Annotated in this window: 6 protein-coding genes; 4 read left to right on the top strand and 2 right to left on the bottom strand. The window is 62.1% G+C overall.

Translation table 11 applies throughout. The features are described 5' to 3' along the window. Nucleotides 1–47 precede the first annotated feature (47 nt). Nucleotides 48–1,967 carry a methyl-accepting chemotaxis protein gene (locus HU767_RS22065; RefSeq protein WP_186705947.1) on the bottom strand — a complete coding sequence of 640 codons (1,920 nt, stop codon included), beginning with the start codon at nucleotides 1,965–1,967 and terminating at the stop codon, nucleotides 48–50. A gap of 236 nt (nucleotides 1,968–2,203) precedes the next feature. Between HU767_RS22065 and HU767_RS22070 the strand changes: the two genes are divergently transcribed. Beyond that, entirely contained in the window at nucleotides 2,204–2,896 is a 693-nt protein-coding gene (locus tag HU767_RS22070) for a histidine phosphatase family protein (RefSeq protein WP_186730465.1), read from the top strand. A gap of 25 nt (nucleotides 2,897–2,921) precedes the next feature. Continuing rightward, nucleotides 2,922–3,782, top strand: coding sequence for a phosphatase PAP2 family protein (locus HU767_RS22075; protein ID WP_186730466.1), 861 nt, complete (start codon nucleotides 2,922–2,924; stop codon nucleotides 3,780–3,782). Nucleotides 3,783–3,879: 97 nt separating this feature from the next. On the opposite strand, the gene katG is transcribed toward HU767_RS22075, so the two are convergent. Next, on the bottom strand, nucleotides 3,880–6,144 hold the full coding sequence (katG, locus tag HU767_RS22080; RefSeq protein WP_186730467.1) for a catalase/peroxidase HPI: 2,265 nt from the start codon (nucleotides 6,142–6,144) through the stop codon (nucleotides 3,880–3,882). 712 nt (nucleotides 6,145–6,856) lie between these two features. Between katG and HU767_RS22085 the strand changes: the two genes are divergently transcribed. Next, complete coding sequence (locus tag HU767_RS22085) at nucleotides 6,857–8,563, top strand: ShlB/FhaC/HecB family hemolysin secretion/activation protein (RefSeq protein WP_186730468.1); 1,707 nt, start codon at nucleotides 6,857–6,859, stop codon at nucleotides 8,561–8,563. 24 nt (nucleotides 8,564–8,587) lie between these two features. Then, on the top strand, nucleotides 8,588–13,185 hold a 4,598-nt coding region (locus HU767_RS22090; RefSeq protein ID WP_186730469.1), incomplete at its 3' end, for a filamentous hemagglutinin N-terminal domain-containing protein.

Consider the following 13,185-nt stretch of genomic DNA (forward strand, 5'->3'; position numbering starts at 1 on the left):
GACCCACCGCTTTCGCGAGCAAGCCCGCTCCCACAGTGCGTAGGGTGTTAGACCCGGAAGTGGCTCACCATCATCTGCAGCTGATTGCCCAACCGCGCCAGTTCCACACTGGAGGCAGCGGTCTCTTCGCTGGCGGCGGCGGTCTGTTCGGAGACGTCGCGCACGTTGATGATGCTGCGGCTGATCTCTTCAGCCACGGCGCTTTGCTGCTCGGCGGCGGCCGCGATCTGCTGGTTCATCGACTGGATGTTCGACACCGTGCGGGTGATGTTCTCCAGTGACACACCGGCCTTGCGAGTCAGCGCTACGCTGCTGTCGGTGAGGTTGCGGCTGTTGTTCATCACCGCAGCCACTTGCTGGGTGCCGTTCTGCAGGCCGGCCACCAGGCCTTCGATTTCCTCGGTGGATTTCTGCGTGCGCTGGGCCAGGCCACGGACTTCGTCGGCGACGACCGCGAAGCCACGGCCTGCTTCACCGGCGCGGGCGGCTTCGATGGCGGCGTTGAGCGCCAGCAGGTTGGTCTGTTCGGCCACGGCCTTGATCACGTCCATCACCGCGCCGATTTTGTCGCTTTCCTGTTGCAACACGGTCATCGCATCGGTAGAACGCACCACCTCGCTGGCCAGGCGCTCGATCTGGGCGATGGCTTCGCTGACCACCTGATCGCCGGCGCGGGCTTCACCGTCGGCGGCGGCCGCGGCTTGGGAGGCTTCCTCGGCGTTGCGCGCCACTTCCTGGACGGTAGCGGTCATCTCGTGCATGGCGGTCGCGACCTGGTCGGTCTCGACTTTCTGGCTGTTGACCCCGGCGCTGGTCTGCTCGGTCACGGCGGACAGTTCTTCGGCGGCGCTGGCGATCTGGGTCACGCCATCGCGGATGCCGCTGATCAGGTCACGCAGGGTCACGCCCATGCGGGCGATGCCTTGTTGCAGCACACCCAATTCATCGCGGCGGGTGACGTTGACGTTCTGCGACAGGTCGCCGCTGGCAATGCGTTCGACCACGGCCAGGGTTTCGCGCAGCGGGCCGGTGATCTGACGCGTGATGATCACGGCTGCGATGACGCCGACCAGCAACGCCAGGAGGGTGCTGATCAATTGCAGGGTACGGGCCTCGGCGCTTTCGGCGTCGCGGCGGTCGAGTTGGATCTGGTACAGCTGCTCGCTCAGGGCCACGATGGTCGCGCCCTGGTCGGTCATTTCCTTGCGGGCCTGCACCACATCGGCGGTGGCCGCTTTGAAAGCCTGCACGGCGCTACGGTATTGGGTCAGGGCGTTTTCCAGCTGGCGCAGTTCATCCTGGCGGGTGCTGGAGAAAAGTTCATTCAGTGGCTTGAGCGAAGCGATGGCGGCGTCCAGTTGGGCGACGGCCTTGCGTTCAGTGTCGGCGTTGCTGTTGGCGGTGTAGCCGCGCACTTCATAGCGGGCCAGCATGAAGGCCTGCTTGGCCTCGGTGATGGCCTGGAACTGGGCGAAACGTTCATCGCTGAGGGCCATCTGGCGCACGTCGGCGTCGATGGTCTCGATCAGCTTGTGGGCGACCTCGGCGTTGGTGCCCATGACATCGCGGGCGCTGTTGCCGGTGCGGTAGGCGCTGCGCATTTTATTCAGGGACACCTGATAGGCGCCGATGACTGCGCTCTGCTCCTTGAGCAGCTTGACGTTTGCCGGGCTCTTGAAGCTGCTGAGCAAGGCGTTCTGTTGCGCCACGAAACCATCGAGGGTGGTCTGCACATTTTGTGCGACGGTCTCGTCACCGTTGGCCAGCATGTATTGCAGGCGAACGACGCGCAGCTTGGTCAGGCCGGCGTTGAGCTGGGTAATGTCGCTCATCCAGTTACTGCGATCGATCAGCCCGCCGAGGCTGGTCCAGCTGGTCAGGGCCAGCAGGCAGGTCAGTACCAGCACCAGGCCAAAGCCCAGGCCCAATTTCATGTTGACGCTAATGTTGCCAAACCAGCTGTTCATCAATTCCTCCAGGAACGTTGTGCTGCTTGATCGTCGGTACGCTGGAAGATTGTTGTTGTTAAGAGCCAGCAAAAACGTGTGCAGGCCTGTATCGGCCGCTGGTCCTGGATCTGAAAGTTTTTTTCCGAGTATCTGTGGGAGCAAGCTTTGCTCCCACGCCAAGTTTTTTTTCACATCGCTTTCACTGCCTGCCTACGTCGGCCTCTCTACTGTCGCGCCATCGAATCACTGGGTGGATGCCGTCGGGGCGGCTTGATGTGGAACTGAGACTGAGTTTTTTCGGCCTGACGCGCTCGATCGATACGAGTCGCTTCGCCCGTTACCAAAACACGATGGTCGTGCTGGCATCGGCGCTGCTGGTCATCCCGCTGGTCTTCTGGCTACTCAGCCCGGCGGCGGTGCCGGACCTGGCCCATGGCAACGTCGCTGGCGCCCGGGCCTTGGCCGAGGGCTGGGCCAAGGGCGAGATGATTGTGCTGGTGCGCCATGTCGAGCGCTGCGACCACTCCAAGGCTGCGTGCCTGAATGACCGCGAAGGCATCACCGACCGCGCCCGCGCCGTTGCGGTGGGCCTCGGTGCCCGCTTCGAACAACTGGGCCTGGACAACGTCGACCTCTACAACAGCCCACGGGTGCGCACGGCGCAGACGGCGGGGTACATGTTCAACAAGGTGAGTGCCGGTGACGATTGGCTGTTCAACTGCCGACATGATCTGCTGCGCAACGCCTTGGCCCACAAGGTGGCCGGGCGCAACCTGATCCTGGTCACCCACAGCGAATGCATGCAGGCGATGGAAACCGCGCTCCAGCGCCCGACTTCCTCGTTCGGCTATGGGGCTTCGTTGTTCGTTTCCAGCGCCCAGCCACAAGCACCACGATTGCTCGGTTTTATCGAAGCCTCCGATTGGCGCTCGGTGACATTCCGATAAATTTTCCCCTCGATCAGGACCGCTCATGCTGACGTCTGCTCGCGCCCGTTTCTACGGGCTCAACCTCGGAATTCCCCTGGCCTGTGCCGCCGTGGTGTTCCTGCTGTTCGACCTGACGCGTATCGACATCGCCATCAGCGATCTTTTCTACGACCCGTTGCACCAGGTCTTTGCGTTGCAGCACGAGCGCCTGTTCGAGCAAATCACCCACAAGTGGGCGAGGATCATTCCGAACTGGACGGGCGAGGCGGCGATTGTCGGTGCACTGCTGTCGTTTATCTGGCCGTTGTTCAAGCCGGAGAAACACCCCGCAGTGCTTCGTGTGCTGGACAAGGCCAGGTTGACCAAACCGCTGCGTTTTGCCCACAGGCACCGTCGCGATTTTCTCTATGTGGTCTTCGCCTTTTCCCTCAGCACCGGTGTCATCCATTACCTCAAGGGCCACACCAGCGTGTATTGCCCGGTGGAAACCACCCAATACGCCGGCAAGATCGAGCACAGGGAATGGTTCCAGAATTTCGACCTGCTGAAGGTCGCCGGCGGCGGTCGCTGCTGGCCCGGCGGTCATGCATCCGGCGGCTTCACGATGTTGGCGCTGTATTTCATCGCCCGGCGCTACCGCTGGCGGCACTCCAAAGCCGTGATGTATGGGGCGCTGGCCTTGGGGTTTGTCTATGGCACGACGCGAGTCCTACAGGGCTGGCACTACATGTCCCACACCTTCTGGGCGGGGATCTTTGTCTGGTTGAGCTGTTGGCTGATGGCGTTGCTGTTTTATGGGCGAGCGGCCTTGGAACAACCGGTGTCGGGCAACGCCCTTCGTCAGCCTGAACGCCAGGCAAAAAAAAGCCCGCTGGGAGCGCGGGCTAAAACCTTAGTTTCTTGAATGAGCGAGGCGACTTTACCGAATCACGCGGGGGCGTGGGGTGAAGAAAAGTTCATGGGGCCGGCGCCTTGCACGACCCCATGTCCTCGGACACTTTTCACCGGAGATCAAACCGATCCAGGTTCATCACCTTGACCCACGCCGCGATGAAGTCGTTGACGAACTGCTCTTGCGCATCCGCGCTGGCATAGACTTCGGCCAAGGCCCGTAGCTGGGCGTTGGAGCCGAAGACCAGGTCGACACGGGTGCCGGTCCATTTGACCTGGCCGGTCTTGCGGTCGCGGGCCTCAAAGGTTTCCTGAGTGTCGGAGAGTGGTTTCCATTCCACCCCCATGTCCAGCAGGTTGACGAAAAAGTCATTGCTCAACGTCCCTGGCCGTTGGGTAAAGACACCGTGCGCCGTATGGCCGACGTTAGTATCCAGTACCCGCAGACCGCCGATCAGCGCCGTCATTTGCGGGGCGCTGAGGGTCAGCAGTTGTGCCTTGTCGATCAGCAGCGCCTCGGCAGACACGCGGTACCGCCCCTTGAGGTAGTTGCGAAAACCATCGGCGATGGGCTCGAGAAAACCGAACGACTCGACGTCCGTCTGCTCCTGGCTCGCGTCCATGCGCCCCGGTGCGAACGGAACCGTCACGCTGAGCCCGGCATTTTTCGCCGCCTGTTCAATACCGGCGCTGCCGGCCAGCACGATCAGGTCCGCCAGGGAGATTTTCTTTCCGTCGGATTGAGCGGCGTTGAACGCGCTCCGGACCTTGTCGAGGATCGCCAGCACTTGAGCCAGTTGCTCAGGCTGGTTGACCGGCCAATCCTTCTGCGGGGCCAGGCGTAGGCGGCCACCATTGGCGCCGCCGCGTTTGTCGGAGCCGCGGAAGGTGGAGGCCGCGGCCCATGCCGTAGACACCAGCTGTGAAACCGTGAGACCCGAGGCCAACAGCTTGCCTTTCAGGGCGGCGACGTCGCTGTCGTCGACCAGCGGATGGTTGACCGCTGGAATAGGGTCTTGCCATAGCAGTTCTTCGTTGGGCAGTTCCGGGCCGAGGTAGCGTGAGAGCGGGCCCATGTCGCGGTGGATCAGCTTGAACCAGGCGCGGGCAAAGGCGTCGGACAGTTGCTCCGGGTTTTCCAGGAAGCGCCGGGAGATTTTTTCGTAGATCGGGTCGAAGCGCAGTGCCAGGTCGGTGGTCAGCATCGTTGGGTTGCGCCGTTTGGCCGGGTCGTGGGCATCGGGAATGATCCCCGCGCCCGCACCGTTTTTCGGCGTCCATTGGTGCGCGCCGGCCGGGCTCTTGGTCAGTTCCCACTCGAAGCCGAACAGGTTCTCCAGGTAGTTGTTGCTCCAGCGGGTAGGCGTGGTGGTCCAGGTGACTTCCAGGCCACTGGTGATGGTGTCGGCGCCCTTGCCGGTGCCGAAGGTGCTCTTCCAGCCCAGGCCTTGCAGCTCCAGGCCGGCGGCTTCGGGCTCGGCACCGACATTGTCCGCAGGTCCCGCGCCGTGGGTCTTGCCGAAGGCGTGGCCGCCGGCAATCAGTGCCACGGTTTCTTCGTCGTTCATCGCCATGCGGCCGAAGGTTTCGCGGATGTCCAGCCCGGCGGCGACCGGGTCCGGCTGGCCCTCGGGGCCCTCCGGGTTGACGTAGATCAGCCCCATCTGCACGGCGGCCAGCGGGTTCTCCAGATTGCGTCCGTCGTCAGTGCGGCTTTCTTCGTTGCCAGGCTCGGCGACCAATTGGCCTTCGCCGGGATCCTGCATGGCGGCTTTGTCGGGCTTGCCGTAGCGAACATCGCCCCCCAGCCATTTGTTTTCGGAACCCCAGTAGACGTCTTCATCGGGCTCCCAGACATCGGCGCGGCCACCGGAAAAACCGAAGGTCTTGAAGCCCATGGACTCCAGCGCGACGTTACCGGTGAGGACGATCAGGTCGGCCCAGGAAATGTTGCGACCATACTTCTGCTTGATCGGCCACAGCAGCCGGCGTGCCTTGTCGAGGCTGACGTTGTCGGGCCAGCTGTTGAGCGGCGCAAACCGCTGCTGGCCGGAACCCGCCCCACCGCGCCCGTCACCGGTGCGGTAGGTGCCTGCACTGTGCCAGGCCATGCGGACAAACAGCGGCCCATAGTGGCCGAAGTCCGCCGGCCACCAGTCTTGGGAGTCGGTCATCAGTGCATTGAGGTCTTGTTTCAAGGCCTGGAAGTCCAGGCGCTTGAACGCTTGGGCATAGTTGAAATCCTCGCCCATGGGGTCGGACAGCGAGGAATGCTGGTGCAGGATCTTCAGATTCAGTTGGTTCGGCCACCAGTCGCGGTTCGTCGTGCCACCGCCAGCGGCGTGATTGAACGGGCATTTCGATTCGTTTGCCATGGGAAGCTACCTTTGGTCGTATTCATCCAGCTATCCAGCCCGGCCGGGCTTCGGATAGCGACAGGCGAAATAAATGACACAGGGCGCAGGGCTCACAGTTCGCTCAACTGATTGTGTGTGGCGACACGGCTACGTGCGCTAGTTGCCAGTGCAATGGCCCACGGCAAGCCCAATACGTTTCTGAGCGCTTCGTATCTCTTTGTCAGGTTTCACCGGCCGGATTGCACCAGCCTGAATTCAGGCTAGTTCCCCTTTGCCAGATAGCTAATAGGCGCAGTATTAACGCTCGATAGGGTCAATCTTTTAACGAGGCCAAGCGGTGAGGCAGATGATGGGAACGGTCAACCGATAAAACGCATCACTGTGCGTACCAAGGTCGAAGCCATTCACTTAAGAAAGTGATGAACCCGTGGCGAGGGAGCTTGCTCCCGCTGGGCCGCGAAGGGGCCCCACAATGTTGCGGTCGCTGCGCAACCGAGCGGGAGCAAGCTCCCTCACCACGGATTTTCACTGCTTTAAATGAACAGTGTTGCGAACCTGCTCGTGCCTTACAGAAGTCTTTTTCCCCTGTGATTGTCGACGCTGTCTGTGAGACGCGTCTCTTTTTTGCGTAGAAAGTTTCCGCTCTCTTGAACCGAAGGCGATATGCAGGGTCTGGTGTGCGCGCATGGCTGTGCATGCCTGCTGTCATTTCTGTATCGAGGGATCGAACATGTCCGTATTTGCCTTAGGGACGAGGCTAGTCGTCGCGTCGCTGTGTTTTCTAGCGATGAACATTGCCGTCGCCGCGCCAACCCCCGGCGATACGGACCTGATCCGTGAGCGTCAGGACCGGCTGCTCGAAGAGCAGCGCCGACGTCTTGAAGAACTCAAGGACCTGCCTGGCAAGGAGGCGAAGCCGGCCCAGCCCACGGCACCTGTCGATACCCGTTGTTTCCCGATCAAGACCATAGAGCTCAAGGGCGCCGACGCCCTCTCCGAAAGCGAGCGCCAGCGCCTGCTCAAGCCCTTTCTCAACCAGTGCCTGGGCGTGCCGCAGCTTAACCAGTTGCTCAAAGTCATCACCGATTACTACCTGGAAAAAGGCCTGGTCACCAGTCGCGCCTACTTGCCGCAACAGGACCTGTCCAGCGGTCACCTGCAAGTGCTGGTGGTCGAGGGGCGCCTGGAAGGATTGAAAGGTGCCGAGAACAGTAAGCTGTCGGAGCGCGAGTTGGCGATGGCGTTTCCCGGCAAGACCGGCGAACTGCTCAACCTGCGTGAGATGGAGCAGATGGTCGATCAACTGAACCGCTTGCCGTCCAACCGTGCGCAAATGGAACTGACGCCGGGGCAGAACATCGGCGGCAGCGAAGTGCGGGTCAATAACACCCCGCAAAAACCTTGGCGCGCCGGCCTGTCACGGCATAACGATGGGCAGAAAAGCACCGGCGAGCAGCAATGGGGCGCCTCTCTGGACTGGGACAGTCCCCTGGGCCTGGCTGACCAACTGGCCTTGCGCGGCGGCCACGATGCCGTCAGCGATCACCAGAAAACCTCACGCAATGGCATGCTCTATTACAACCTGCCGTTTGGCTGGTGGAACCTGAGCTACACCTACAGCCAGAGCGAGTACCGCGCCGTGGGCCAGGCCAACGGCTTCAACTTCAAGCAGAGCGGCGACAGCCAGAACCACCAGGTGCGCCTGGAACGGGTGGTCCATCGCGACGCGGTGAGCAAGACCTCCCTCAACACGGGCCTGGCGTACCTGCGTACCAACAACTTCATTGAAGACAGCAAGCTCGCCGAGAGCAGCAATCGCATCAGCGAGGCGCAGTTCGGCATCAACCATGGACGGCGGATTGGCAATGCCTTCGTCAACCTCGACCTGGGCCTGCAACAAGGTATTGGCGCCCTCGATGCCCAGGGCGATCACGAGCCGGGGCCTGGGCTGCCGGATGCACGCTACCGCAAATACACCGCCACCCTCAGCTACCTGCAACCTTTTGAGCTGGGTGGCGAGTCCTTCAGCTTCAGCAGCCTGATGACCGGCCAGCGCAGCGAGGACGTGCTGTTCAGCCCGCAGCGCATGAGTCTGGGCGGCCTGTCGTCGATTCGTGGCTACAAGGACCAGACATTGTCCGGCGACAGCGGCGGCTACTGGCGCAACGACTTGCGTTGGAGTCGTCCGGTGACACTGGAGTGGATGCGCCCGGTGTTCGCTGAATACGGCACCAGCCTCGGTTATGACCAGGGCGTGATTCGCGGTAATCGCTACAACGGCGACGAGCACGGGCGCATGTCGAGCAATTCGCTGGAGTTGTTCGCCCGTGGTGAACACCTGAACGCCAGCGTCACCTTCGCCCATTCCCTGGAACGCCCGGATGCCCTGGCCGAGCGCGAAGCGCCGATCTACTTCCGCTTGGATGTATCCATCTAATTTTTGCTGCAACGAGACCTGATCATGGACGACCGCCAATACGCCTTCCTGGCCCGCCAGCCTTCTGCTGCCCTGAAAACCCGCGACGCCTTCTGGGGCATGCCCAAGCGTGGCCTGGCGTTCCTATTGGCCAACGTCATGTTCTGGCAACCGATGTGGGCCCAGGCGGGCGGCATCGTGGTCAGCGCGCCGGGCACCAGCCTCGGCCAGGCCGGCAATGGCGTGCCGGTGGTCAACATCGCCAAACCCAATGGCAGTGGCCTGTCCCACAACCAGTTCAAGGACTACAACGTCGGCAGCAACGGCGTGATCCTCAACAACGCCACCAATCCCGCCCAGTCCACGCAACTGGGCGGGATTATCCTTGGCAACCCGAACCTCAAGGGTACGGCCGCGAAGGTCATCCTCAACGAAGTCAACGGCGGCAACCCGAGCCAGCTGCGTGGCTACACCGAAGTGGCGGGGCAGTCGGCCCATGTCATCGTCGCCAACCCCTATGGCATTACCTGTAACGGTTGCGGGTTTATCAATACGCCCAAGGCGACCCTGACCACGGGCAAGCCGATCATCGAAAACGGCCAGGTGGGTCGCTATCAGGTGGACCAGGGCAGCGTCGCCATTGAAGGCGCGGGCCTGAACGCCAACAACGTTGACCGCTTCGAAATCATTACTCGCAGCGCCAAGATCAACGCCGAGATCCAGGCCAAGAACCTGACCATCGTGGCCGGGCGCAATGATGTCAACGCCAACACCCTGAATGCCACCGCCCGCGCCGATGACGGCAGCGCCAAACCCGAACTGGCGATCGACTCCTCGGCGTTGGGCGGCATGTATGCCGGGGCGATCAAGTTGGTGGGCACCGAAGCGGGTGTCGGGGTGAAGCTGGACGGCAAGATGGTTGCCAGTGGCGGGGATATTCAGCTCGATGCCAATGGGCATCTGAGTTTGGCGCAGACGGCCGCCGCCGGAGCCATCGACGTCGAAGCCAAAAGTCTGGAAACCCGTGGCCAGGTGTACGCCGGTAGCCGCCTGGACGTGAAGACCCAGGGCGACCTGAGCAACCAGAAAAACCTGGTGGCGCGCGACAGCATTCATCTCGACAGCGGCGGTACGCTGAGCAACAACGCGATCATCGAAGCCGGGGTCAATCCCGACAACAGCCGCAACACGGCGGGCGATGTCACCCTCACGGCAAAACAGCTGAACAATGGCGGCAAAACCGTCATTGCCAGTCGCGACCTGAATGTCACGACCACCGCAGCGCTGAACAACCAGGGCGGTACGCTCAGCGGGCAGCGCAAGGCCACGGTCACAGCCGATACTGTGGATAACCGCAACAAAGGCCGAATCCTTGGCAACAGCGAACTGCACCTGAAGGCCAATCAGGTGCTGAACGCCCAGGGCGGCCTGATCAATAGCCAAGGCATTTTAACTGCCAACCTGGGCTATCTGGACAACAGCGCAGGCGAACTGTCCAGCCTGAACAGCGCGACCCTGATCCTCGGCAGCCTGGACAACCTGACCGGCCTGGTCATGGCCGGCAAGAACCTCGACATCACCAACGCGGGCGCGATCAACAACCAGGGCGGCGAGTTGTCCAGCCAAGGCAGCGTGACCGTGCGCACCGCCAGCCTGGACAACCGCAATAAAGGCACCGTCGCCGCCGATGGCAAGCTGCTGGTCACGGCGACCGGCAAGGTCAACAACGCTGATCAAGGCCTGATCGCCAGCCGCAGTGCCGGCGTCGAGCTCAAGGCCGCCCGCCTGGACAACGCCAAGGGCATGCTGCAAGGCACGGGCCCGGTGACCGTGGTTGTGACGGGCGATATTGATAACCAGGGCGGCACGATCATCGCTCAAGACGCCGACCTGAACATCGAAGCGGCCAACCTGGACAACCGTGGCGGCGTGCTGTCCAGCGTCAAGGCCGCGCTGGAGGCACGCACCACCGGCGTGCTGAAAAACGGCTATGACGTGAACCGCCAGGGCGGCACGATCCAGGCCCAAGGACTCAGCATCCAAGCCTTGGCTGGGCTGTTCAACGACGGCGGACGCATCGCTGCGCAAGCCGGCGATGTCGTGGTCACCAACGCAGCGGCGAATATCAACAATCGCAACGGCGGGATATACGCCACGGGCAAGGTCTGGGTCACTGGCCGGGGCATGGACAACAGCGGCGGCGGGCAGGTCAGCGCCAATCGCATCGACTTCGATCTTTCGGGGGCGCTGAACAACAACGCCGGCATCATCGAAAGCCAGGACAGCCTGGATATTCTGGCCGCCAGCCTGAGCAACCAGAAAGGCCAACTGCGCACCCTGGGCCAGAACAGCACCACGGTGTTCAAGATCGGTGGTCTGTTCGATAACAACGACGGCACCCTGGAAACCGCCAGTAATGATGTGGGCTTCAACACCGGCAGCGTCCAGAACGTGGGCGGCAAGCTGCTGCACACTGGCCTGGGATTGTTCGGCATCAGCCAAGCCAACCTGGGGCAGGCAGGCGGTCAGCTGGTGACCTACGGCAACCTGACGGTGACGGCTGATCGCTGGACCAACAACACGGCGATCCAGGCCGGGCACCTGGTCGTGGATGTCGACCAGTTGACCCAGACCGCCACCGGCCAGTTGCTCAGCACCAATAGTATGGTGGGCCGAGGCAGCAACTGGCGCGTCGACGGCCTGATCGGCAGTGATGGAGCCATCGACCTGCAACTGACCGGCGCCTATACCGGCAACGGTCGCTTGAGCAGTCTCGGTACCCTGGGCCTCAAGGCCGCGCTGATCAATCTGGAGCAAAACGGCAGCATCGCTGGCGGTGGCAACACAACCGTCGTGGTCGATGGCGTCCTCAACAGTTACGGTCGCCTGACCTCGGCGGCGGACCTGAGCGTCACGGCCGCCACGCTCAACAACTACGGCACGCTGGGCAGTGCCGCAGCGCTTGGCGTATCGACCGGCGACCTGCTCAACGAACACGGATTGATCTTCAGCGGCGGCAACACCAGCCTGCGCGTAAACAACCTGACCAACCGCTATGCCGACATCTACAGCCTGGGTGATCTGAGCATCGATCGCGACGGCCTCGGCACCCGTGCCAACCGCATTCTCAACAGCTCCGGCACGCTGCAAAGCGACGGCAACATGCGCTTGGCGGCCAGCACCATCGACAACGTCCGTGAGGTCTTGGCCACCAACGATTCTGGCATCTACACCGCCTCGATCAGGGAAGTGGCCTGCGTACCAGGTGATTGCGACGGCCCCAAGCAAAACCACGTCTGGCAGATCGTCCAGCGCGATAAGTTCGAAGTCACCGCGGCCAGCGCCGCCTCCAGCATCACCACCGGCGGCAACCTGAATATCCAGGGCGACACTCTGACCAACCGGAGCAGCAGCATCGGCGTCGGCGGTGCATTGACCGCCAACCTCGTCAGCCTGAACAACATCGGCATCGAGACCGGCGAGATTGAAACCTCGCGCACCTTCAGGTCCCAACGCACGCGCCGCCCGGGTAGCTGGCGCGCAGAGGCCAATGACTTCACCAACAAATACTGGTTGCAGAGCCCAGGCTACAACGCCAATGACCTGAGCGGTCTTGAAGCGGCGATGAGCCATTTTATCGGCAGAACCGAACGTGAGCTGACGCGGTTCCGTACTCAGACAGCCACCACCGACAGCCAAACCTATGCCGCGATTATCCAGGCCGGTGGTGCCCTCGACATTCCAACCCAGGGCGACCTCAACAGCGGCGTCGTGCGTGGCGGCTACAACTACGTTGGCGCTGGCCCGCGCACCGACACCCAGGCTGACAACGCCTTCTCGACCCGCATCAGCGTCAATCGACAGCTACCCCCGAACCTGACCCAGCAACAAGTCGATCCGCTGACCTTGCCGGGTTTTGACTTGCCCACCGGGCAAAACGGTCTGTTCCGCATGAGCGGCGACGGCTCCACCACGCCGACCCAGAGCACGGGCCTGACGCAAGTGCGTGGCCTGCCGGACCGTTCGTTCCAGGCCAACCCGCAAAAATACCTGATCGAGACCAACCCGGCGCTGACCGACATGCGCCGGTTCATGAGCTCCGATTACCTGCTGACAAACCTGGGCTACGAGCCGGACACCGCCGCCAAGCGCCTGGGCGACGGCTTCTACGAACAACGCTTGATCCAACAGGCGGTGATCGCCCGCACCGGCCAACGCTTCCTCGACGGCCAGAACTCCGACGACGGCATGTTCAAGTACCTGATGAACAACGCCATCGCCAGCAAGGACAGTCTCAACCTGTCCCTGGGCGTCAGCCTGACCGCCGAACAGGTTGCGGCCCTGACCCATGACATCGTCTGGATGGAAAACCGGACGGTGAATAATCAACAGGTGCTGGTGCCGGTGCTTTATCTGGCCCAGGCCAACCATCGTCTGGCGCCGAATGGTGCGCTGATTCAGGGCTCAGACGTCAGCCTGATTGCGGGTAAGAACCTGAACAATGCGGGCACCTTGCGTGCGTCCAGCAACCTGAGGGCGACGGCGGGCGACAGCTTGGTCAACAGTGGGTTGATGGAAGCGGGTGGTCGGCTGGATGCGTTGGCGAGTAATAATCTGACTAACAGGGCGGGTGGGGTTATTGC

Source organism: Pseudomonas sp. SWRI179 (assembly GCF_014268705.1).
Taxonomy (GTDB): domain Bacteria; phylum Pseudomonadota; class Gammaproteobacteria; order Pseudomonadales; family Pseudomonadaceae; genus Aquipseudomonas; species Aquipseudomonas zanjanensis.

What these genes read in the sequence shown, in the direction of transcription:
- HU767_RS22075 (WP_186730466.1), top strand. Translation starts at nt 2,922, where the DNA reads ATGCTGACGTCTGCTCGCGCCCGTTTCTACGGGCTCAACCTCGGAATT.
- HU767_RS22085 (WP_186730468.1), top strand. Translation starts at nt 6,857, where the DNA reads ATGTCCGTATTTGCCTTAGGGACGAGGCTAGTCGTCGCGTCGCTGTGT.
- HU767_RS22070 (WP_186730465.1), top strand. Translation starts at nt 2,204, where the DNA reads ATGCCGTCGGGGCGGCTTGATGTGGAACTGAGACTGAGTTTTTTCGGC.
- katG (WP_186730467.1), bottom strand. Translation starts at nt 6,144, where the DNA reads ATGGCAAACGAATCGAAATGCCCGTTCAATCACGCCGCTGGCGGTGGC.
- HU767_RS22065 (WP_186705947.1), bottom strand. Translation starts at nt 1,967, where the DNA reads ATGAACAGCTGGTTTGGCAACATTAGCGTCAACATGAAATTGGGCCTG.